The following is a 23707-nucleotide window of genomic DNA, read 5'->3' on the forward strand; positions in this document are numbered from 1 at the left end:
CGGGTTGCAGAAGGGGAGAACGCCATGAAGCTCGGCAATCTCATCGACCAGCTTTTATATGAAGACGCCGATGCCGCCCTCGATCTGGCGGAAAATGAGCAGATTCTCTACGTGACGGGCCGGCATTGGGTCATTCTCCTGTCACGGCTTATTATCCCATTGTTGGGAATTAGCTTTTTTGGCGGCATTGCGATCTATCGCGCGATCGGTGGCAGCTTTCTCGTCACCGAAACCGGCGAGCCAACCGGCTTCGATCTCTTCAACATTATTCTGGTCTTGATCGAAGCGGTGTTGATGCTCTTCTGGGTGGCGTTGTGGGTGCGCGGCGGCAAAGATCCTAATCCGGGCCGGGTGCTGCTGGCAGCCAATCTGGCCGTACTCGGCTTAATCTATTTCCGCTACAATGGCGGACGCATCTTCTATATCGATCCCGGTCGCTTCTTCGGCCAAGCCTTCGATCCGCTTAACCTGCTGCTGATAGGGTTAGCGACGGTGAGTCTCTTCTTTGTCTTCTTCGTCGTCTACGACTGGCTCAACGATGAGCTGATTCTCACCAACCGCCGTGTTGTGTATGATAACGACCAAGTCTTCATCCCTAAATTGCTCGAACAGCGCATCCAGCAACAGATTTTCATCGAAGAAATCCAAGACGTGCAGGCGGCCACCAAGACCTACCCACAACACTGGCTCAAGTATGGCACGATCGAAGTGAAATCGGCCCGGATTGGCGGCAACATCGTGTTTCACGGTGCGCGCAACCCGAAGGAGATGCAGCGCCGGATTATGACGCAGGTGAATGAAAACCGGCGCAAACGGAGCGAAGCCGATTTAGAGAAGATGATCGAAACTCGGGTGTATAATGAACCGCCGCCCAAGGTGAAGCGCCCGCTGCCAGAAATACGGCCAAGTTTGGGATGGTTGAGCTGGATCTTGCCGCCGAACCCGGAAGTCCAAGCTGAAAAAGAGACCATCATCTGGCGCCAACATTGGCTATTTTTGTTGCAAGGCATCTTTCCGCCATTGGTGATGCTCTTCATTGGCTGGATTCTGATCGTGTTGCTGGGGAGTTGGGGGTTGTTACCGCCCGTGTGGCTGACGGTGCTGAGCATTGCCCTCGTGATCGCATTTCTGGCATGGTCGGCGTGGGAGGTGGAGGATTATCGCAACGATGTGTACATTCTCACCCCCACCAACATTATTGACGTAGAGAAGAAACCGATCGGCCCCGAAGATCGGCGCGCCGCTAGTCTCGGTGCGATTACCAATGTCTCGTTTGAGACGACGTTTGTCAGCAACCTGCTCGGCTACGGCAATGTTGTGGTCGAGACGGCAGGCAGCGGCGGCAAGTTCACGTTTACGCACGTGCCTAACCCGCGCAATGTCGTGTCGATTATTAATGACTACTACGTCATGTTCAAGCGGAGCGAAAAAGAGCGCTCGCTGAATGATATGCTCGAATTGTTGCGCCATTATCATCTTGCCCAGCAACGGCACAATGAAATCCTCTCTCCTCATCCCAATGGCGCCACGCATATTGCACCAGCGCCAGAGGCGACAACCACACTGCTCTTACCACCGGGAGATGAGAAAGCACCCGCTGCTGCCGGCCAATCGCCGCCCGCAATGGTTGAACTGCTCCCACCGCAAGGGAATAGGACGCCACCAAGCCACGACGATCAGCAACCGCGCGCTACCGAGGAGCAGAAGTCTGCATGATCCGGTATCTTGGTTTGATCTTGCTGTTGGCGCTGTTGTTAGCGCCGTTCCCCGTCGCTGCCCAACCGCCATCACCGATTAGCATCTCGTTGAAGGCCGGTATTGATGGCGAGGGTTCCTTCCGCACTAACCACTGGTTTCCGGTACAGGTCACACTCGCCAATGACGGGCCTGATCGCCGGGTGACGCTCGAATGGCGCGATCTGAACAATGCCATCCTGAGCCAACGGTATGCAATTGACTTGCCCGGCGGCGCGCGCAAGCAGATTACCTTCCCGGTGATGCAGTCGGGATCATCAGCGCAGCTCGTCGCTACCACTGATGGGTCAGAGATCTTCCGCCAGCGGATCAACCTCAATCAACTGAGAAACGATCTGATGACAATCGGGTTACTCAGCGCCGATCCATCCGTATTGAGCAGCATTGCCACTGCCGATTTTGACGGCGGACGGCGCGCAGTGATCTTGCCGCTCAATCCTACCGTGCTAGCTGATGATCCGCTCTTGCTAAAAACGTTCGACGCGCTGGTTGTACGGGAATTGACCACGGATTTACGGCCAGCCCAACGTGACGCGATCATCCTCTGGGTGCAGCAAGGAGGCACCTTGCTAATCGGTGGCGGCGCCGTGGGCGAGACGGCGATCCGCGCGTTTGCCGATGTCTTGCCGGTCACGGTAGGGCCGCTGCGCCGCGATGCGCCGGTTGGCGAGTTGGAGCGATTGGCGAATCTGAGCGGGATCAGCAACTTCGTGCCATCGCTCACCGCCAATACGGTGACGCTCCGGCCTAATGCGCAAACGCTGACCAACGATGGACTGATTAGCCAAATAACGATCGGCGCCGGTAAGATCATCTTCGCCTCGTTCGATCTCGCCGCGCTGCGGGCATGGCCGGGAGAGAGCAACGTGTGGGCAACTGTGCTCGACCTGCAACCGCGGCTCGATATCGGTGCTACCTTCCGTTTCAGCTTCAATGACCTGCTGCAAAGCAGTTTAAACACCAGCCTCTTCCCGCTTCCCTCCACGATGGCATTGCTGGCATTGATTGGCGTATACATCATCGTAATCGGCCCGATCAACTTCCTCGCCCTGCGCCGGTTGCGCCGGTTAGAATGGGCTTGGGTAACGACACCGCTCCTTGTCGTCATCTTTCTGGCTACGTCTTACGGAATGAGTTTTGCGCTGCGCGGCACGCAAACCCAACTGCTGCAATTGGCGATCGTGCAAAGCGCAGCCACCGGCGGCGAGGCGACAGCTACGACCTTTGCCGGCATCTTTGCGCCGCAACGGCAGAGCTATACCTTGACCTTTGCCGACTCGGCTCTCGTCACACCGTTGCGGATAGACGAACGCCTTGTGATCGAACATAGCGATGCCGGACTCACCATCCCCGACCTCTTGCTGGATGCGGCGGCCTTCCGCACCTTGATCGTCGAACAAATGACAACTAGCCCAGTGCAAATCCGCCACCAAATCGCGCTGAATGGCCAGCGCTGGATTGGAACCCTCGCCAACGCCAGTTCGATACCCTTACGCGATGCGATGGTGGTGCATCGGAATGATATGCAGTGGATCGGCGCGCTGGCTCCCGGCGCTGAAGTCGCAATCGATCTGAGTATCGACAATGATAACTTTCTGCGCGATTTTATGCCCATCGAGGCAGAGAGTCTGTTTAGCCATACCTTTGTGCTCGAAAACTTGTTTTGGTACGTGTCGAGTCGCTTCGATCCATTCATGAACGGCCCGGCACTACCCGGCGATGACATCTACTTGATCGGATGGAGCGATCAGGTGGCGCCGGTCGTGCAGATCGATGGCGCACCGGCGGCTGCCCGCGGCGAAACGTTGTATATCATTGCGCTGCGTTAGCACATTGGAATCGCTTATGACCGCTATTGTCGAAACGAAAAACCTGACCCGTTACTACGGTGAACACCTTGCCCTCAACCATTTGAACTTGCAGATCCCGGCGGGAGCTGTATACGGGTTTATTGGCCCTAACGGTGCCGGCAAGACGACCACCATGCGGATTCTGACAACCCTGCTGCGTCCATCAGGCGGTGAAGCATGGGTGGCGGGATCGTCGGTCACGCATCAACGCGCTGAGGTGCGGCGCGCAGTCGGCTTTATGCCCGACTCGTTCGGCTTCTACAATAACATGACCGCCGCCGAATATCTTGACTTCTTTGCCGCTGCTTACCACGTGCCGCCGGCCCGCCGGCCTGCCCTCATTGACGATCTGCTGGCACTGGTTGATCTCGGTCACAAGCGGGATAGCGATGTGATGTCGCTGTCGCGCGGCATGAAACAGCGGCTCAGTCTAGCCCGCACACTCATCCACGACCCGCAGTTGCTGATTTTAGATGAACCGGCCAGCGGGCTAGACCCGCGCGCGCGGGTGGAATTGCGCGAACTGCTGCGCGAGTTGCGCCGGCTGGGCAAGACGATCATGATCAGCTCGCACATCCTCACCGAGCTGGCCGAGATGTGTACCCATATCGGCATTATCGAGCGCGGCACGTTGCTAGCATCGGGTGATGTCGAGACCATTATGCGTTCGTTACGCCCGCATCGCACGTTTGTGGCGCATGTGATCAGCGATGCGCAAGCAGCGGCTGAGGTGGCCGCTACCGCGGAACACGTACTGGCAGTACGGGTGCTCAACGACGATGGCCCACCGCGGATTGAGGTAGACATCGACGGCGATGACCATGCGGTGAGTGCCTTGTTAGGGCAATTAGTGCGGAATAAGGTCGAGATTACCCATTTTGCCGCCCAAACTAGCAATCTGGAAGAGATCTTCCTCAAAGTGACTGAGGGCGTAGTGGGGTGAGGGCGATTACCCAGCCGGCAGGTAAAGATGCTAACATCAAGATGCAGAGGGCATAAAGATCGCAGAGGGTGAAACGCAAAAGCGCAGAGGGCAGCGGAGGCGAGCATGAAGCATCATTTCTTTATCCTCTGTGCCCATCGTGGCGGTAAACTCGTCGCTTCCCCGCGCCAGTCTTCCCCACTGACAGTGTGAAAGGATCTTACGACCAATCTCATACCGGCAGGTGAAAAATATTGCCCTACGACGCAGCCATCGCCTTCAGACGGCTCTCGATCAACTCAACCAGTTGCTGAGGCGTCACGCGGGGGTGATAGTCGTACTCGATCATAATTGCTGGCACGTCATCACAGGCGGCCATACAATCAAGCTCAACAATGTGCAGCTCGTTGGGATGGGCAGCGCGCAGGCGGGCCAACGTCTGCCAAATATCGGGGCGGCTACGCGCGCAAAGCCGGCAGACGGTTAATTCAACCACGGCCATCCTCTGCCTTCCTTTCTGATCTGAGCGCCGGGCCAAAGGCAAGAGGCCATTGGATTGCTAGGGTGCAATGAAATGTGTACAATGCGTTCATGCGTGTAGAGATGCCAGAACGGCCACCGCTGCAAGGTTGAAATAAACTACGAGGCATCGTATCAACATTGAGCGAGTCGCCGTTGCTGCAATGAATATCGAGGCCGATACGCAATATCTGTGCAAACAAGCACAACGTACTCTTCTAGTGTACACGCTTTGCCAATAGATTGCAAATACAAAATTGTGCATACGTTGAGCCAAACGAACAGCGCGGCTCCAACCTCCCAGTTGGAGTCGTGGAATTATCTGGCAAACGAATCTCGCTCCGTCCATTGGGAAGCGAACGATAGTTATATACCGCCTAAGCAGGGGCATCGTGGTGCGATGCTCCTGCTCAAGCAGCTTGGCCACGACAAGAGAGCACGCGCGATAACGACCGCCGTCTCACGTCCAATTGCCGACGGTCGCCTCATCGCGAAGTTGGGCAAGCTTTACGGCTAACCCAATATAGGCTGCCGGCGTCAGCGCCTGCAACTCGGCGCGCACGGCATCGCTCACCGGCAGACTAGCGATGAAGCGGGCCAGCTCATCAGCGGTGAGAGCGCGGCCACGGGTAAACTCCTTCAGCAACTCGTAAGGCTCGGCAAAGCCTTCGCGGCGCAGGATGGTCTGAATCGCTTCCGCCAACACTTCGGGATGGGCTTCGAGATCGCGGCGCAGGCGGGTGCGATCAACCGCGACCTTCTGCAAGCCGCGCAACAAGCGCCGATAAGCGAGCAGGCAATAGCCGAAGGCCAGCCCTAAATTGCGCAGCACAGTACTATCGGACAGATCGCGTTGCAGGCGCGAAATGGGCAACTTGCGGCTGAACAGCTCGAGCAGCGCACCGGCCAAGGCCAAATTACCCTCGGCATTCTCAAAATCAATCGGGTTCACCTTATGCGGCATCGTTGATGAACCCACTTCGCCAGCGCGCGCTGCCTGCACGAGATAACCATCGCTGATATAGCGCCAGCAATCTTGGCTAAGATCGGTCAAAATGGCATTCACCCGCTTGAGCGCGTCGCAGAGTGCGGCCAAGGTATCGTGCGGCTCGATCTGGGTCGTGAGTAAGATCGGTTCAAGGTCGAGCGAGCGAACGAAGGCGCGCGAAAACTTAAGCCAGTCGATCTGCGGCAAGGCCGCCTGATGGGCAGCAAAGACGCCGCTGGCTCCATTGAGCTTGCCGGTGATGCGGATGGCGGCGACATCATTGATAGCGCGTCGCAAGCGCATATAGAAGACATTTATCTCTTTACCGAAGGTAGTGGGGGTGGCAGGTTGGCCGTGGGTACGAGCCAACATCGGCGTCGCCGCTTCTTCATCGGCCAAACAGCGTAGTGGCTCGAGCAATGCTTCAAGTGCCGGTAACACCACCAGCTCACGCGCTTCTTTCACCATAAGCGCATAGGCCAAATTGTTGACATCTTCGGACGTGATCGCAAAATGCACCGCCTCAAGGTGGCTGGTCAAGCCAAGCGCCGTCAGCTTTTCGCGCAACCAATACTCAACCGCTTTGACATCGTGATTAACCCGTCGATCCCACGCGGCAATCGCCAGCGCATCTTCATCGCTAAACTGGCGGTAGAGCGCGCGCAGCGCCGCTTGCTGCGGCGGGGTTAGGGATGGCACGAACGTGATGCCGCGGGCGCGCGCGAGAAAAATCAAATACTCAACCTCAACCCGCACCCGATAGCGAAAGAGCGCCGCTTCGCTGAAAAAGCCGGCCAGCGCCGCCACATCGTTGCGGTAACGGCCATCGAGCGGGCCAAGCGCAGCCAGACGAGCCATGTCCTCAGTGGTCATCGCTTCCTCCGTATCATTGTTTGCTTGCTGTGCGGAAGGGTACCACAAAAATGGATCGGGCATAGCACAGTGGTAAAAAGGCTAGGATATTACCTGTGCAAGACATTGACATTCCACCAGCAATCGGTTACGATGGTTATCAGAAGTCTAAATATTTGTAGCCAGAATAATTTACACCTTGAGCATACTTACCAGTGAGGACGTGCATGCACGAGCACAACCCCCGCTCTCATCATACCAGCGCAATTGACGATATTGTCCGCCAGATTACGTGGCAAAGCCAGAAGCAGTTGTTGCAAACGCTCAGCCGGCCTGAAATCAACCTGACGCTGCCACAGATGGTCACATTGTTTGCCATTCGCGAAGCCGGCGTCTGCCGCATGAGCGAATTAGCCGAGATTACTCAACAATCAGCCGGCACGCTGACCGGAATTGTCGATCGGCTGATTGACGAGCATCTGGTCGGGCGAGTGCGCAATGGCGAAGATCGGCGGGTGGTGCAAGTGATGCTCACCCGGCAAGGCGAACAACGATTGGCGCTCGTCGAAGCGGCGCGCCGCGCTGATATGGATCGGATTCTGGCCCGGTTTAGCCTCGAACAACTACGCGATCTTGAGCATCTGCTGCAATTGTTGCTCGATGGGATTACTGAATTGATCAGCGAAGGCGACCTCTCGCACGCCACCAATGGTCAATCCAACCCATCATCACTCTCGCGCAGCGCCTAAACGGCGCACGGATCCGCAACCTTTTTCACAATCACCCGTCAAATGTAGGAATACTATCCCAGCTTCGTAGTATGATGATTAGGTAGTGTGTGTGTCACAACGACTGAGGATCATTATGAGCCAATCAACCCACCTCCGCCGCCGCCAGAATCGTCTCGTTTGGGGGATCGGCGCGTTGCTCATCATCGGAGGCATCGTTGCCGGTCTCTTCTTTTTTAATCGCGGTCAACCCACGAATGTCCGGCTCAACTATGCGCTTACCACTCCGCAACGCGGCCCAATTAGTGCCACGGTCAACGCGAGTGGTTCGATCCAGCCGCAGCAGGTGCTCGATCTCACCTTTACCAGCAGCGGGTTGATCAGCGAAGTGCTGGTGCAAGTGGGAGATCAGGTCACAGCCGGACAAGCGCTGGCCCGGCTCGACACGCGCGATCTGGAATTGCGCGTCGAGCAGGCGGCGGCGCAATTAGCCCAAGCCCAAGCAAGCCTCGACCGGCTACGGGTCGGGCCGCGCGAAGCCGAAGTTGCGGCTGCGGAAGCGCAATTAGCTCAAGCGCAAGCGCAACTGCGCCAAACCACCGGCAACGTGACCGAGAAGGATCTGGCTGCGGCGCAGGCGCAAGTTGAACAGGCACGAGCCAATCTCGAACGGCTCTTAGGAGGGCCAAAAGCTAGCGAGGTAGCGCAGGCGCAAGCGCAGGTTGATCAGGCGGCAGCGGCCTTGCAAGCCCAACGCGACTCGCTGTCGGCGGCCAAAACGCGGGCCGAGTCGCAGTTGTTGCAAGCGGCGAACACCTTGCGAGATCGCCAAGCCGAGTACAGCCGCATTTACAACGAAAACCGCGAGCGCGAGCAGCAGTTGGCGCGGTTTGGCCAATCGTTGCCACAATCGGCACTCGATACAGAAGCGGCGGCATTGCGCGCGGTCGAGAATGCTGAAGAGCAGATGCGGCAGGCCCAAGTCGCCTTTGAGCAGGCCAAGCAAGCCGAAATTACCGGCATTGCCCAAGCCGAAGCGCAACTGCGTAGCGCGCAGGCCAACCTTGAACGGATCTTGGCCGGTGCTGATCGCGACCAAGTCGCGGCGGCGCGCGCCCAATTGGCGCAGGCCGAAGCCAACCTGAACAAGTTGCTGGGCGATCAGCGAGCCGGCAGCTTGGCCGCCGCGCAAGCTGCGGTTGCTAGCGCCGAGGCCAACTTACAACGGATCACTGCGCCGCCGAGCGAGGCCGATTTGGCTAGCGCCGAAGCTCAAGTTGCCAGTGCCCGCGCCAGCCTCGCCCAAGCGCAATTGGCGCTAGAGCGAGCGACTCTCACCGCCCCGATTACCGGCGTCGTGGCCGAGGTCAACCTCGAGATCGGTGAATTCTATAACGCGGCTCGCCCAGCGGTGGTGCTGGCCGATCTCAGCGGTTATTATGTTGATGTCACCGTTGATGAGATAGATGTTGCCCAGATCGCGGTGGGCCAACCGGTCACACTGGTGCTTGATGCACTGCCCAATCTCGATCTACGAGGCAAGGTAGCGCGGATCAACCCGCTCTCGATTGTGCAATCGGGGGTCACGGCGTATACGGTACGGATCGTCACCGACAATCCGCCAGCGGCGGTCAGGCCGGGGATGTCGGCCAGCGCCGACATTATCGTGGCCGAGAAGAGCGACGCATTGATCGTGCCGCGCCGGGCAGTGCGCGCCGCCAGTGGCCAGTTCTTCGTTGATGTCACCGCCGATCCCGGTTTGTGCAAGGTGGATATTGCGCAGCGCCCGCCGCAACCGGCATTGCAGGCTGTCGCCGTGCAATTAGGGTTGAGCAACAATCAAGTAATCGAGATCGTCTCCGGCAACATCGACCTGAACAGTTGCGTGTATGTGCCGGGGGTAGATGCGCGGATCAACACGGTTTCTGCCTCCTTCGTCACCCAACCTTGAACCAGTTGCGTGTATGTGCCGGGGGTAGATGCGCGGATCAACCTGTTTAACGCCGGCGGGCCACCTCCCGGCGTGCGTAACCGGTGATGGCGCGGAGCAACGTCTATGAACATCCTTGAAGCGCTTCGCATTGCATTCAATAGCCTACTGGCCAACAAGCTGCGGGCTATTCTAACGATGCTCGGCATTATTATCGGCGTGGGAGCCGTCATTGCGCTGCTGGCATTGGGGGGCGCGATCCAAACGCTGGTCACCAGCGAATTGCAAGGGCTGGGCAGCAATTTGGTCTTTCTCTTCCCCGGCACCAACGACCCGGAAACGAACCGGCGAGTGCCGCCGCGCTTGACCAACGAAGACATTGCCGCTATCGCCGATCCGCTCAACGTACCGGCGGTCGCAGCCGTCTGCGCCGAGTTCAGCCGGCGCGCGCTCACAACCTACAGCGGGGCCAGTTACGACGCCCTGATCGCCGGCGTCAGCGCCAATTACCCGCAAGTGCGCAATGCGCGGGTGGCGGAGGGAACTTTTTTTGACGATCGGGCGATTGAATTGCGTTCGCGTGAAGCGGTGCTCGGCCACCGGGTGGCGCAACGCCTCTTTCCCGACGGCGCAGACCCGATTGGGCAGCGCATCCGGATCAATGGGATTGGCTTTCAAGTGATCGGGGTGATGGCCGAACGCGGCGGCAGTTTTGCCTCGAACGAAGATGACCAGATCTTCGTACCGATCACGACCGCCCAAACCCGACTCTTCCCGCCGGCACAAAATGTTGCCCGCCGGGTCGAAGTAACAGTCGTCTATATTCAGGCCCGCGATGAAGACAGCATTGATGAGCTGATCGACCAGATCACCGCCTTGCTGCGCCAACGAAACGGACTGACCTACCAAAACAACAACTTCACCATCGTCACCCAACAAGATCTGGTCAGTTCGTTTGCGACCATCACTGGCGCGATCACCATCTTTTTGGGGGCAATTGCCGCCATTTCGTTGGTAGTGGGCGGGATTGGGATTATGAACATTATGCTGGTCAGCGTGACCGAACGCACCCGCGAGATCGGGCTACGCAAAGCGGTTGGCGCGCGGCGCAACGACATTCGCCTCCAGTTTTTGGTTGAAGCGACAGTCTTGAGCCTGATGGGAGGGGTGCTCGGTATTGCGCTAGGGTACGGCTTAGCCGCAATCGGCACCGCCTTGCTGGCAAACTTCTCGCCCAATGCCCGCGCTGAAGTCAGCCTTGACGCCATTTTGCTAGCGACGGTTACGTCGATTGCCGTTGGCATTTTCTTTGGTCTCTATCCTGCCGACCGGGCGGCACGACTCGATCCGATCGCGGCGTTGCGGTATGAGTGAGCGTGATATACTGAGGAGCAATAGACCGCATAATCCCGCAGTAAGGAACATAGTACGGCGATGCGCATCTTGATCACCGGCTCGTCAGGCATGATCGGTACCAATCTCGGCCTGCGCTTACTAGCGGAGGGGTATCAGGTCTTTGGGATTGACCGGCGGGTCAATCCGTGGACTGACCGCATTCCAACGCTCTTGCAAGACCTTGCCACGCCGCAGCGCGACTTCCGGGCCGGGATCGGTGGTGCGCCCTATCCGGCGTGCGACTTGGTCGTACATCTAGCGGCCAATGCCAAGGTCTACGAGCTGGTGAGCGAGCCGTACCGCGCGCTCGAAAACATCAACATTACCTACAACGTGCTCGAATATTGCCGCGCGCATGACCTGCCAATCATTTTTGCTTCGTCACGCGAAGTCTACGGTGACATTCACCGCTACCTCACCGAAGAGACGCGGGCCGATTTCAGCTTTACCGAAAGCCCATACTCGGCCTCGAAGATTGCCGGCGAGGCGTTGATCTACGCCTACTCGCGCTGTTATGGCTTGCGCTATATTGTCTTTCGCTTCTCGAACGTCTATGGCCGCTACGACAATGACTTAGCGCGGATGGAGCGGGTCATCCCGTTGTTCATTCATCGGATCAGCCGCAGTGAGCCGGTAACGGTATTCGGCGGCGATAAGGTGCTCGATTTTACCTACATTGACGATTGCGTTGACGGCATTGTGCGCGGGATCACCCGTTTATTGAGAGGAGAAGTTGGTAACCGCACGATTAATTTGGCCTACGGTGAAGGTAACACCCTCATTCGCGCCGCCGAATTGATCGGTCTTGCCCTTGGTCGCCGGCCCGACATCATCGTGCAACCAATCAAGCGAGTCGGTGAAGTCGGTTACTATGTTGCCGACATCCGGCGCGCCCGCGAGCTGTTGGGCTATCAACCGCAGGTACCCCTAGCCGAGGGGATCCGGCGTGCTGTGGCATGGTCGCACGGAGAGCAAGCGCCATGACCGAGCCGCAACAAGAATTAGCCGCAATGACCCAACCTCATACACGCTTTATCCCAACCGAGCGGGTGCGGCGTTGGATGCAGGCGAGCACTGCATGGCTGGCGTTGCAAGAGCCAGAACGGCTCTTTCCGGCGCTGGTCGGCAGTTTTGTTGAGGTTGGGCCGGCGCTGCGCGCGGCGATCCTCTGGCTCGCCACACCTAGCGGATTGCAACCAGTGGCGCAGGCTGGGTTAACGATGCCACCGCTCCTCGAAGCGCAATGGCGGCAAATTAAATTGCGGATAGGCGAGGGCGTGGCCGGTCTAGCATGGCAACGTGACACTATCGTGCAACAGCACGGCGAGCATAGCTACCGCGAATTGCAGGGGTTGGTCTCGGCGCAGGCCCAAACCATCTTTCAAGAGTTAAGCGATCTCGTGCCGCGCAGCTTGACGATTACGGCCACGCCATTGCGCGCCGGCAATCAGTTTGTTGGTGTACTCGAACTCATTGGCGTTGATACCGAACCACTGGAGCTGGAGCCGGACAATCTCGAAATGATCACCAGCATTGTCGCGGCGGCCATCCGCAATGCCCAGTTGTACGATGAGATCCGGCGGAGCAATCAGCGGTTGAAAGCGTTTGACGCTGTCGTTACCTCAATTAGTACCGCGGCCGATTTGACGGATCTGGTGCAGAGTGTGCTCACCGTCGTGTTGGAATTGACCCCGGCCCACAGGGGCGCGCTCCTGATCTTCGATCCGGCGCAAGAACGCCTACAGATCGATGCATGGCACGGGATTGATGTGGCTGCGTTGGCCTGTTTTGATCAAGCGCCGGTTGATGCTAGTCCATGCGCCGAAGTCGTGCGTTACGGCCAACCGGCGATCCGGCCCCTGCTGAGCGAACGTGGCGAGACGGCATTGATCGCCGCCGGGATGACGGCTGCCGCCTACTTGCCCTTGCTGGCCGGCGGCACTGTGACCGGCGTGTTAGCCCTCTTTGGCGGTCTTGACTTGACCAGCCAGATCGATAAGGACTTGCTGATGCCGATCTGCAATCAGGTCGGTTTTGCGATTGCCAACGTGCGGTTGTATGAAGACAGCCAGCGCGAGCGTCGCAAGCTGAATACGGTCGTCGAGTCAATTGCCGAGGGGGTGCTGCTCTGTGATCGTTACGGACGCTTAACCTTGGCCAATCAGGCGGCGCATGAATTGCTCGAACAAGACAACCTCAGCTTTGAGATGCCGTTGGCTGCCATTCCTGACTTATACGATTTGCGCGATTTAGACGGCAATCCGCTGACGCCTGACGATCTGCCATTTACCCGCGCCTTGCGCGGCAACACCTTCTACGACTACCGGTTGATGCGCCGGCGGGCAGACGGGAGCGAACGCTTTTTCAGCTTCACTGGCGCGCCGGCGGTGAACGAACAAGGTGATGTGGAAGGAGCAGTGATCACCTTCCGCGACATCACAACCAACCAGAAGGTACAGCGCGCCAAAGACGAGTTTCTGGCCGTGGCTGCGCATGAACTGCGCAGCCCGCTGGCGGCGGTGCGCAGCTATGCCGATCACCTGCTCCGCCGCGAACAGCAGCGTGACGGCGATCCGCGCGATATTCACGGGCTGACCATCCTCACCCAGCAAGTCGCCCATATGCTGCGTCTCGTTGATAACCTACTCGATGTGTCACGGCTCGACGCCGGCCAGTTCGATCTCCAATACCAGCCAACCAATCTGGTGATGCTGGCCCAGCAAGTGATTGACCAACAGCGGCCTAGCGCCGGCAATCGTGAACTCTTGCTCGAAACCGAAACTACCGAATTACTCATCGTCTGCGATGCTGTCCGCATCCGGCAAGTATTGACCAACTTGCTCAACAACGCGATTAAATACAGCCCACCCGATAGTGTGATCAGCGTGCGCCTGCGCAGCGCGTTGCTGCCGGCTAACAGCGCGCCAGCAGTCTTGATCAGCGTCAGCGATCAAGGGCTAGGCATTCCGGTGAGCGAACAAGAACGGGTCTTCCAACGCTATTACCGGTCACCGGGGCGGCGGGGCGAGGGATTGGGCCTCGGTTTGTATCTGAGCCGCGAGATTATGCAGTTGCACGGCGGCCAGATTTGGATCGAGAGCCGCGAAGGGCAGGGTAGCACATTTATGGTGTTGTTGCCGGTTGAGCGGCCACGAGAGATGGGAGTAGGGAATGAGGGATGGTGAGCAAAAAGCGACAATGGTGGAGCAAACGGCAGTCAGATCCTGCACCTTCAGATCATTGCAATGGGGTGAGGCGATGGAACGTATCGTCCTACCCTCAGGCAATTGCTGCTGCAAGCGAGCGATTTAGGGTTGGATGACGCGCAATAGCAATGAATGAACAGTGGTTTCATCTCACTCTCGCAGGAGATTGCTGCGGGTGTGACGCACCCTCGCAATGACAATGGAGAAGACGGTGGGTTGCCGCCACCGGTGGCTCGCACCGGGACGACTGGGCAAACAGCAGGCAACTCCCACCCTCACAGAGACTGCTGCGGGCATTGCGCACCCTCGCAATGATAACGAAGAACATCATGCAAACCGCCGTATCATTACCATACGACAGATTTGCAGTGACCCGGAGTATTGCCTGTGCCGATCCGAAAGAAGCCGTTTCTCCAAGCCCTCTCACCGGCGCCGCCACCGCGACTTGGGCCGGCAGGGCGGCCACCGATTCGCATGGTTGCCAACGAAAACCCCTTAGGGCCATCACCACGGGCAGTGGCCGCGGTGCAAGCAGCGTTGGCCGAACTCCATCGCTACCCTGACGCCGGCGGGGTAGCGCTCAAGCATGCGCTCGCCGCGCGCGTCCAGCTTGCCCCGGAAAGCGTGATGCTAGGCAATGGCTCTGACGAATTAATTATGTTGATTTGCCATGCCATGCTGAGAGAAGGCGATGAAGCGGTGCTAGCACACGGCTCATTCATCAGCTACGTGCGGCGCATACAGGCGCAAGGCGCGATTGCGCGCCAGATTCCGCTGCGCGATATGACTCATGACTTACCGGCAATGGCCGCAGCGATCACGCCGAACACCCGGCTCGTCTTCGTCTGCAATCCCAATAATCCCACTGGCACGACGGTCGGGGAGGCGGAACTGCGCACTTTCCTCGATCAGGTGCCGGATGAGGTACTGGTGGTGGTGGATGAAGCCTATATCGAGTTTGTCACCCGGCCCGACTTTCCCGATCTGCCGCCACTCATCCGGGCCGGACGCGATAATCTGCTGCTGTTGCGCACCTTTGCCAAAATCCACGGATTGGCCGGTCTGCGGCTTGGGTATGCCTTTGTGCCTGAACTGATCGCCTATCTGGAACGGGCGCGGCCCGTCTTCAACGTCAATTCGTTGGCGCAGATTGCCGGCCTAGCTGCGCTCGATGACGCCGAACATCTCGCACGATCGTTGGCCCACGCTGCGCACAGCCGCACGGTGCTGAGCGAGGGTTTGCGAGCCGTAGGCTTGACCGTCATTCCCGGCGAGACAAACTTCGTAGCTGTGGCGGTGGCTGACGATCAGGGGCTGGCAGCGGCACTAGCCTAGCGCGGGGTGCTGGTGACGCCGCTCAGTGGTTGGGGGTTGCCGGGTTGGATTCGGATTTCGTTCGGTACCGATGACGAGAACCACGCTTGTATTGCAGCGTTAGGTGAGATATTGGCCAATGAGTGAACGATTTGCACTACTCGGCGGCGGCTGGTTCGCCTAGGCGCGAGGTTGGCGTACCACGGACTGGCAGCACGCACGCTGAGGCCCTGCGCCAGCGGGCCGGCGGCGCACGTTCCCGGCCACCCATCGACACAGAGAGGTCACGCACTGATCAGGAGTAGATATGAGTGAACCGCAACAACCATCTTTTTGCCCGCAATGCGGCCACAAACTAACGGCGAACGACCGTTTTTGCCCGGAGTGCGGCGCGCGCGTGCCAGAAAAGGTCGCGCCGCCGACCACCATCATCCCGCCCGACCAGCCCGCCGCCCCGCCGACCACCATCATCCCGCCCGACCGGCCCGCCGCCCCGCCTACTCCACCGGTCATTCCGCCCACCCAAAGCGCCGGCAGCCCGCCCGATCCTTTCATACCGCCACCGCCATCGTATAGGATACCGGCCAGCAGTCCTCCGCCGCACCAGATTCCATCGAGCGTCGAGATGCAAGCTACCCCTCCGAACAACAAGCTCATCTGGTTGCTGGTTGGCGGTATTGGCTTGCTGCTGCTCATCTTTATTGGCGCATGCGTCTTTATCGTGATCTCGCTGTCCTCATTTAGCTTCAGCGACGTGACCAATACACCGACCCCTGTTACCGGAGAGCCTTCTACAAGCGGTGGCGGTGCAGTGGAATCAGTGATTGGCGGCGAGATTGTCTTCCGCGATGATTTCGAGAACCCAGCGGACAGCAACTTAGGCACTAGTGAAGACAGCAGGGCGCGCTACGCTTACGAGCAGGGAAACTACATCATCGAAGTCAAGGAGCCGGAGCTGTTGGTGTGGGCACTCGTTGACGGCAGCTATCGCAATGTCGTGATCGAAGCAAGTTATTCAATCCCGCGCAATAGTCCGGCTGGCGCCGCCGGATTGATCTTTCACTATCAAGACGCAGACAACTTCTACTTGTTTAGCGTCTCGAACGACGGTTACTACGCGCTTGAATTGCTGGAAGATAATCAGTGGGAGACGATCATTGACTGGACGCAGCACGAGGCCATTAAACCGGGAAACAACCGCATGCGGGTCGAGCTGCGCGGCGACGAGATTACGCTGTACATCAACGACCGCCGGTTGGAGCAGACGCGCGATCCGACCTTTACTCGCGGCGAGGTTGGGTTGGCGGTCACCAGTTTCGATGAGAGCGGGATCATCGTGCGCTTCGACGAGATCACAATCCGGCAGCGGTAAGAGGGAGTCCGGCCCTGAAGGGCCGGGCTACGATTACGAAGCCCGCTGCGCGGGCTGAGTTCCCCCCGGCCTCCTCTCCCGCTATGAGGTGGGGAATAGCCACTACAAAGACCCAAGCAGCACAAAAAATTGTTGTGGTTTTTGTATCTCTTTGAGGCTATTCCCCTGCAACTCGGTGGTAGCCCTCACCCCCGCCCCTCCTTTTCCTCCTCACGGCAGGAGAGGGGGAATCGCCGGATTGGCGGCAAAGATATTGCTACAGCGAAACGGAGCAGCGCCCCGCTCCCGCGCTAGTGGGAACAGGGTTGGGGACGAGGGTCAAATGACCCATTCTAAGGCCATAACCTGCATCTACGTTCATACGCTCTGTCCGCCCTTGACCTCGGAGGGGGAAGGCTGAGGTGAGGGCTTGCTCCCGCCTAAAAATCCCTGACAAGCTCATCCCGGTTGTCTTATAGTAAAAACAGGTTTGTAACACAGACCAGTTTACAAAAAGTGTAGCCATGAACCCGGTTCCCGACCTCAGTCAACGCACTCGGCGCTACTGGATGATCGACGGTTTGCCGGAATTGCTGATCGGCAGCATCTTTTTGTTCACCGGCTCTGTCCAGCTTATACTATTGTCAGCGCCGGCCAACATCGCCGACTGAACCAATCTCTTGCTACCGCTCGCGCTAATCCCGCTGATCCTGTTGGGCAGAACGATCCTCCACGCGCTCAAGATGCGCATCACCTACCCGCGCACCGGTTATGTTGCCTATCGCCAACCGCCTCGATGGCAACGCGCGCTCGGTGGGTTGGTGGGAATCGGGGTAGGCATCGCATTGGCCAACCTCACCTTCAATGTCCAGCTCGCCGAGGCATGGATGCCGGTGCTTATGGGCGCGACCTTGGCCGCCGGCTTGGGCTACCTCGGTGCATATCTTGGTATGCGGCGCTTCTACGCCTTAGCTGCATTTGTGACGGCACTTGGCATATTCATGCACTGGACGCCAGTGAATGGTTTTCTCGGCGCCAGTCTGGTGATCGCAACGGCAGGCGCGTGGATGCTGATTAGCGGCAGTGTCACGCTCTACCGCTATCTCCAACACACATCGATCGAGGTATCATGATGAAACTCCAGCTACACCAACTGGCCAGTCTTGATCGTCATTCATGAACCGGCGCGCCTGATGATCGTTGCGCTGCTGTATACGGTCGATAGCGCCGATTTCCTCTTTTTGCAACGCGAGACCGGCCTCAGCAAAGGGAATTTATCGGTTCATCTCGCCAAACTCGAACAGGCCGGCTATGTGCGGATCGAGAAGACCTATCGCGGCAAGTCGCCATTGACCCTTTGTTCGTTGACCGAGACCGGCAAGGAAGCGTTTCAGTACTACTGGTGCAGTTTGCACCATCTGGTGGCCGCCACCGGCAATAGTGATGAGCCGCCAGCTATAATGCCGGCACCGGCGGGGTAGAGAGTGGTGGCCGTTGGGAAGCTAATCGATCAGAGGCGCATAATGAACACGTTCGCCATCCGCACCCAGCAACTGACCCGCACCTTTGGCCCGGTGCGAGCAGTTGACCAATTGACGCTTGAAGTCCGGCAGGGTGAAATTTTCGGCTTTTTGGGACCAAACGGATCGGGCAAGACAACTACGATCCGGCTGTTGCTAGGTTTATTACAACCCGATGCCGGCCAGATCGAGGTGTTAGGCTTGCCGGTGCCGCAGCAAGCTGCCGAGGTGCGTGAGCGCACCGGCGCACTGTTGGAACACGCTGGCTTATATGAACGGCTGAGCGCCGCTGACAACCTTGATTACTATGGGCGTATCTGGCGAATGCCGGCTGCCGAGCGCAACCAACGCATCCGCGAACTGTTAGAGCCGTTGGGATTGTGGGAACGACGCAACGAACAGGTCAAGATGTGGAGCCGCGGTATGAAGCAGAAGCTCGCGATTGCGCGCGCGCTCTTGCACCGGCCTCAACTCATCTTCCTCGACGAACCAACTGCTGGCCTTGATCCCATTGCTGCCGCCGCATTGCGCGACGATCTGCGCACACTGGTTGAACGCGAAGGGGTGACCGTCTTTCTCACCACGCACAATCTCGCCGAAGCCGAGAAACTCTGCCACCGAGTCGGAATTATCCGGCAAGGGCGGCTGGTGGCGCAAGGCAGTCTCGCCGAGCTACGCCGCCATGAAACGCTGCACCTCGAAATCATCGGGCGCGCTTTCACGCCGCATGTCGTGACGGTTCTCCAATCCCAACCGGCTGTGAAGCGAGTGGAAGCCAACGGCTCGCGCCTGCTGATCGAACTCGCCACCGCGAGCGATCCGGCCTCGCTGGTGAAGCTAGTGGTTGAGCACGGCGGACAGATCGAAGAAGTGCGCCGCAGCCATGCCAGTCTCGAAGCGGTCTTCCTGACCTTGATGGAAGAGGAGGAAGCCCATGCTTACTGATGTCTGGACAGTCATGCGCAAAGAGCTGCAAGAGGCGTTCAACTTTGGCGATCGGGTTGGCAAATTTGGCATCCTCTTCATGATCCTTTCCTTCGGTATCTTGTTACCGTGGCAAATGGGCAAATCGTGGGTTGAGTCACCGATCACGCTCATCTACTGGAGCTGGGTACCGCTCTTTCTGGTCAATGCGGTTGTGGCGGATTCGTTTGCTGGCGAACGCGAACGGCACACGCTGGAAACCTTGCTCGCCAGCCGACTGGCCGATCAGGCGATTTTATTCGGCAAACTACTGGCCGCGTTGGCGTATGGGGTCGGACTCACGTGGGTCAGCCTGCTGGTAGGGCTGATCACCATCAACCTCGTTCACGGTGAAGGGCGCTTGCTCTTCTACCCGCCAGCAGTAGCGTTAGGCGTGATCGGCATCTCGTTGCTCAGCGGCGGCCTCGCTGCCGGCGCGGGAATCTTGGTGTCGCTGCGGGCGAAAACTGTGCAGCAAGCCACACAAATGTTGAGCATCGCGGTGATGTTGTTAATCTTTGTGCCGACGTTTGGCTTACAGGCATTGCCGGCAGCGTGGCAAGAACGGCTGTTGCATCTCATTGCTGGTTGGAATGTGCCACAAGCGGTGCTAACTGCGATTGCTGTATTGGCCGTGATCGACAGCGTGTTGATCGGCGCGGCGATGCGGCGCTTCCAACGGACGCGACTGATTCTTGAGTGAGGCTCCGGCTGGAGGATTTGTACTGCCGAGTATGCGAAGGATGATCCCATCCCAAATATCTTGCGTTCTCTGCGGAGCCGGACAGCCATCCGGCTCTCCTGCATCTTGGCTCGCTTTGCGGCTTTGCGCTAACACTGTTTCACCGCAGCGAGGCCGGTTCGGTAATGCTAGCGAGAGCGCGGCGAGTACGTTCGCGGTCGTGGTAGGCGGCTTGCACGGCAGCCATCAACTCATCGGCGGCAAACGGCTTGCGTAGCACCGCATACGCGCCACTCGCCGCCATTGCTGCTACCTGATCCGGTTCAATATGACCAGTAAAGAGAATGACACTAGCGACCGGGTCATACGAGCGCAAGACATTGAGCAACGTAATCCCATCGAGTTCTGGCATCACTACATCGCTCAGCACTATATCAAACTGGTTAGCGGTATAGATAGCGACCGCCTCGGCACTGTGAGCGCAATAGGTGACACGGTGGCCAGCTCTTTCCAACAAGTCAATTAATCCGCGAGCTGTCGTTTCGTCATCGTCAATGACAAGCAGGTGAAGCGATGGGATCGGCGCTGGCGCCGTTTCGGCCGGCTCTTCCTGCACAATCGGCAAGCGGATGGTCATCGTCGTCCCCCTACCCACCTCGCTCTCGACCTCGAAGCGACCGTTGTGATTTTGGATGATCCCATACGATACTGCTAACCCTAAACCGGTGCCCGATTGGTTGCCGGTAGCATTCTTCGTTGTGACAAACGGCTGAAAGATCTGGCGACGAATGGCTTCGGGAATGCCACAGCCGGTATCCTCAACTCGCAACACAATCCAGCCTTGCTCTGCCTTAAGCGTGACAGTCAACGTGCCACCCTGCGGTTTCATCGCATCACGAGCATTGGTGAGCAGATTGAGGAAGACCTGCGCAATCTGGCCGGCATCACAGATCGTTAGGGGCACCGCCTCGATCTGGCGCACCACCTGAATGCCGTGTTTGCGTAATTCAATTTCCATCAAAGTGAGCGTACCGTCAACTACTTCACGCAGATCCGACAACTCACGCCGCGATTCGCGCCGGCGAGCAAAGGTAAGCAGACTACCGGTAATGCTGCTCCCGCGCTTGCAGGTATCGAGCACCACCTTTAACGCCTCATTTTTCGTCTCAACATCATCATCAGCTAAACCCAATTGGGCATAGCCGAGCATGCCAGAGAGAAGGTTGTTAAATTCGTGCGCAATACTGGCAGCAAACGTGCCAACAGCCGCCAGCTTCGCCGACCGGCCCAATTCGATCTGCATCTCTTGCCAGCGGCGAAAGAGGCGCGCGTTTTGAATCACGGCAGCAGCGTGGCGGGCAAAGGCGGCCAAGAGAAGTTGCTCGTCCTCTTTGAGACCACGAACCTGCTCAAAAGCTAAACAGACGGCGCCAAGCGGTTGCTGCTCGTCCAATAGCGGCAAGAGAATGATCGCTTGCCAAGGTGAGTGCTCGGTCAACGCAGCCACTGGCGCCAGCGTCTGCACGTGCTGGTCGGTAAAGAGGGTGACGCGCCGCCGTTCGAGGGCGAGATCGTAGTCACGAGGCAAGGGAATAGGTTGCGGCCCCACTCCTTCGGTCGGTGCCGGCAAATGGTGTGACGCAACCAATTGCAGATTGCCATGCTCATCGTACAGCGTCACCCATGCGCTATCCGCTTCCATCAGCGCGCTCAGCCGCTCGCCGAGCAGATTGAGCATTGTTGGCACATCACGACTAGCCATCAATGAGACGACCAGATTTTGCAAATGTTCACTTTGGCGTGAGAGGGATAACAGCCGGGCGTTGGCGGTGCGCAGTTGGGCGTCGGCGATGCTTAACGCCTCTTCAAGTTTGTGCTGGCGACGCAAACTGATCTGCACCATCGCCAGCGGGACGATGCCAAGAGCAAAGGCCCACACCTCCTGTTGCCAGAGGATAGCCAGCATCCCCCCTAGCGGGGCAAAGATAAGCGCATACCAACCGGCATCGTCGAGACGCAAGCGCAGCGCCGCCGGTAAGGGTTCCCCTGTGAATGGCGCAACCAAACTCGCGCTTGCCACCCGTTCGATCAGATAGACAACCAACCCGCTGCCGATCAAGCCAATGAGTGCCGATGGCGAAGCAATGGTTGCGCCATAGGTATGCTGTTGCGCAAAAATCATCAAAACCGCACTGCCAGCCGTTAAAGCGATCCAGCGCGTCGCGGCTAACGAGAGCGCCTGCCACCATGGCGCCGCGCGCGCTAATGCGCCGGCCACCGCGCCAATCGCAACCGCGAGCAGAAACAGTGGCCACGGCAAGATGATCATTGCAGCAATGAGCAAGACGAGGGTGATAGTAAGTGGACGATCATGCTGGCGCACGATAGTCAACCCTTCAAAGATGGTCAGACCGAGCGCAAAGAGGATCATAGCCAGCCATGTGCCCACATCAAGCAGGGTAGCCGGTGCTAAGAGCCAAGACATCACCCCCACCACGATAGCAGCACTCCACAATCCGATCAGCGATCCGCGCACGGGCGACGGAATGGTGTGCATGTAGGAAGTCTCCTTGTAGCGCGCCGTTGCCTGTCCAAAAAGGAGGCATTGGTGAAACTGCACGACAGCTATTGGCTGACAGGCTGCCTGCGTCTATCACCAGTCGCTAAAGATATTTTATACCTTTTGTCGTACTAAACGAGGGCAAAGACCAGATTGGCATATACATATAGCCATACGCAGCTCGTTCCGTGTTGGTTGCAAACAAGATGAGCTTACCGCACGCTCAACGGCCTCTGCCAGAGTTAAGCGGGCAAGCGCACGCCTTGTTCCGTGATCACCAACAACCCATCACGGGCGAGATCGTGCACCAATTGCAGAAGCCACTGTTCATGGTCAGCCGCGAAATCAGGCCGCACTTGCCGGCCTAGTTCGAATAGGGGTAACGCCGTCCCGGCAGGCAAAGCGCGCAGCGCGGCGATAATCCGGCCTCGGTACCAACGGCGCGACCCGACGAACGGTTCGGCAGGGCGCGGCTCGGCAACGCGCTTAAGCGCAGGAGTGGTCATCATTTCAGCCAGAGCGGTATCAGCGGCGACTGCGGCAGCGTATGCGCGGCAGTACTGACGCAGCGGACAGCGCCAACAAGTTGGGCTAACGGCAGTGCAAACCAGCGCGCCTAGCTCCATGATCGCTTGGTTCCATGCCCAGCCTTGCCCCGGCGGAATCAGCGCCTCGGCGTGGGCCAGCAATACGCTATCGGCAACCGCAGCCAAATGGTCAGGGCCAACGCAAAGCCGGCGCACCACCCGCCGGATGTTGGTATCGAGAAAAGCGACATCACGCTCGAAGGCAAAGCAGGCAATCGCGCCGGCAGTATAGGGGCCAATACCGGGCAACGTGCGCAAGGCGGCCACCGAATCCGGCACCTTCCCACCGTGTTGAGCGACAATCACCTGCGCTGCCCGTTGCAAATTGACGGCGCGCCGGTTGTAGCCAAGCCCAGCCCACAACCGGATCACATCAGCGGTGGGCGCAGCAGCAAGGGCTTCGATAGTAGGGAATGTGGCTAAAAAGGCCTGATACTTCGGAATCACCCGGTCAACCTGCGTCTGCTGGAGCATTACTTCGGCAACCATAATCGCATACGGATCGCGAGTCCGGCGCCATGGCAGGTCGCGGGCATGGTTGGCAAACCATTGCAGCAGGCCGGCACGGAGTGATTCGATCATCGC

At 58.2% G+C, this 23707-nt stretch carries 19 protein-coding genes; 15 read left to right on the forward strand and 4 right to left on the reverse strand.

All coding sequences use genetic code 11. The annotated features are described in order from the left end of the window. Positions 1 to 24 precede the first annotated feature (24 nt). Genes Q1A00_RS01135 through Q1A00_RS01145 form a run of 3 tightly spaced genes read left to right on the forward strand, consistent with a single transcriptional unit; the run spans position 25 to position 4548 of the window. On the forward strand, positions 25 to 1716 hold the full coding sequence (locus tag Q1A00_RS01135) for a PH domain-containing protein (protein ID WP_299754837.1): 1692 nt from the start codon (positions 25 to 27) through the stop codon (positions 1714 to 1716). Then, positions 1713 to 3584, forward strand: coding sequence for a hypothetical protein (locus Q1A00_RS01140; RefSeq protein ID WP_298404613.1), 1872 nt, complete (start codon positions 1713 to 1715; stop codon positions 3582 to 3584). Before Q1A00_RS01135 ends, Q1A00_RS01140 begins: the two co-directional genes overlap by 4 nt. Positions 3585 to 3600: 16 nt before the next feature. Next, positions 3601 to 4548, forward strand: coding sequence for an ABC transporter ATP-binding protein (locus Q1A00_RS01145; RefSeq protein WP_298404615.1), 948 nt, complete (start codon positions 3601 to 3603; stop codon positions 4546 to 4548). Positions 4549 to 4786: 238 nt separating this feature from the next. Here the strand turns inward: Q1A00_RS01145 and Q1A00_RS01150 are convergent, their stop codons facing one another. Beyond that, the gene (locus tag Q1A00_RS01150) at positions 4787 to 5071 is read right to left on the reverse strand and encodes an NAD(P)H-dependent oxidoreductase subunit E (RefSeq protein WP_366144839.1); all 285 of its coding nucleotides are present in this window, start codon (positions 5069 to 5071) and stop codon (positions 4787 to 4789) included. Between the two features lie 435 nt (positions 5072 to 5506). Then, positions 5507 to 6907, reverse strand: coding sequence for an adenylosuccinate lyase (purB, locus tag Q1A00_RS01155; RefSeq protein ID WP_298404620.1), 1401 nt, complete (start codon positions 6905 to 6907; stop codon positions 5507 to 5509). A 206-nt stretch (positions 6908 to 7113) separates the two neighbouring features. Between purB and Q1A00_RS01160 the strand changes: the two genes are divergently transcribed. The 12 genes from Q1A00_RS01160 (at position 7114) to Q1A00_RS01215 (ending at position 19996) form a co-directional block, all read left to right on the forward strand. Next, on the forward strand, positions 7114 to 7635 hold the full coding sequence (locus tag Q1A00_RS01160; RefSeq protein WP_298482286.1) for a MarR family winged helix-turn-helix transcriptional regulator: 522 nt from the start codon (positions 7114 to 7116) through the stop codon (positions 7633 to 7635). A gap of 115 nt (positions 7636 to 7750) precedes the next feature. Next, positions 7751 to 9565 carry an efflux RND transporter periplasmic adaptor subunit gene (locus tag Q1A00_RS01165; protein ID WP_299754842.1) on the forward strand — a complete coding sequence of 605 codons (1815 nt, stop codon included), beginning with the start codon at positions 7751 to 7753 and terminating at the stop codon, positions 9563 to 9565. Positions 9566 to 9670: 105 nt separating this feature from the next. Next, positions 9671 to 10918, forward strand: coding sequence for an ABC transporter permease (locus tag Q1A00_RS01170; protein WP_298404626.1), 1248 nt, complete (start codon positions 9671 to 9673; stop codon positions 10916 to 10918). A 60-nt stretch (positions 10919 to 10978) separates the two neighbouring features. Beyond that, the gene (locus Q1A00_RS01175; RefSeq protein WP_298404628.1) at positions 10979 to 11923 is read left to right on the forward strand and encodes an NAD(P)-dependent oxidoreductase; all 945 of its coding nucleotides are present in this window, start codon (positions 10979 to 10981) and stop codon (positions 11921 to 11923) included. Further along, positions 11920 to 14124 carry an ATP-binding protein gene (locus tag Q1A00_RS01180; RefSeq protein ID WP_299754847.1) on the forward strand — a complete coding sequence of 735 codons (2205 nt, stop codon included), beginning with the start codon at positions 11920 to 11922 and terminating at the stop codon, positions 14122 to 14124. The genes Q1A00_RS01175 and Q1A00_RS01180 overlap by 4 nt, the downstream gene beginning before the upstream one ends. Positions 14125 to 14532: 408 nt before the next feature. Next, the gene (locus tag Q1A00_RS01185) at positions 14533 to 15480 is read left to right on the forward strand and encodes a histidinol-phosphate transaminase (RefSeq protein WP_298404632.1); all 948 of its coding nucleotides are present in this window, start codon (positions 14533 to 14535) and stop codon (positions 15478 to 15480) included. Positions 15481 to 15766: 286 nt separating this feature from the next. After that, positions 15767 to 16831 (forward strand): zinc-ribbon domain-containing protein, encoded by a 1065-nt coding sequence (locus Q1A00_RS01190; RefSeq protein WP_299754851.1) that lies wholly within the window; start codon positions 15767 to 15769, stop codon positions 16829 to 16831. Between the two features lie 503 nt (positions 16832 to 17334). Continuing rightward, entirely contained in the window at positions 17335 to 17481 is a 147-nt protein-coding gene (locus Q1A00_RS01195; RefSeq protein WP_298404636.1) for a hypothetical protein, read from the forward strand. A 72-nt stretch (positions 17482 to 17553) separates the two neighbouring features. Then, entirely contained in the window at positions 17554 to 17943 is a 390-nt protein-coding gene (locus Q1A00_RS01200) for a hypothetical protein (protein ID WP_298404639.1), read from the forward strand. Positions 17944 to 17973: 30 nt separating this feature from the next. Next, the gene (locus tag Q1A00_RS01205) at positions 17974 to 18291 is read left to right on the forward strand and encodes a transcriptional regulator (RefSeq protein ID WP_298404640.1); all 318 of its coding nucleotides are present in this window, start codon (positions 17974 to 17976) and stop codon (positions 18289 to 18291) included. A gap of 42 nt (positions 18292 to 18333) precedes the next feature. Beyond that, positions 18334 to 19275, forward strand: a complete 942-nt coding sequence (locus tag Q1A00_RS01210; RefSeq protein ID WP_298404643.1) for an ABC transporter ATP-binding protein — start codon at positions 18334 to 18336, stop codon at positions 19273 to 19275. After that, the gene (locus tag Q1A00_RS01215) at positions 19265 to 19996 is read left to right on the forward strand and encodes an ABC transporter permease subunit (RefSeq protein ID WP_298404649.1); all 732 of its coding nucleotides are present in this window, start codon (positions 19265 to 19267) and stop codon (positions 19994 to 19996) included. The genes Q1A00_RS01210 and Q1A00_RS01215 overlap by 11 nt, the downstream gene beginning before the upstream one ends. Before the next feature lie 139 nt (positions 19997 to 20135). On the opposite strand, the gene Q1A00_RS01220 is transcribed toward Q1A00_RS01215, so the two are convergent. Then, on the reverse strand, positions 20136 to 22532 hold the full coding sequence (locus Q1A00_RS01220) for an ATP-binding protein (RefSeq protein ID WP_298404652.1): 2397 nt from the start codon (positions 22530 to 22532) through the stop codon (positions 20136 to 20138). 245 nt (positions 22533 to 22777) lie between these two features. Further along, positions 22778 to 23704, reverse strand: a complete 927-nt coding sequence (locus Q1A00_RS01225) for an A/G-specific adenine glycosylase (protein ID WP_298404655.1) — start codon at positions 23702 to 23704, stop codon at positions 22778 to 22780. Positions 23705 to 23707 lie beyond the last annotated feature (3 nt).

Source organism: uncultured Chloroflexus sp., from assembly GCF_938091255.1.
In the GTDB taxonomy this organism is placed as follows: Bacteria; Chloroflexota; Chloroflexia; order Chloroflexales; family Chloroflexaceae; genus Chloroflexus.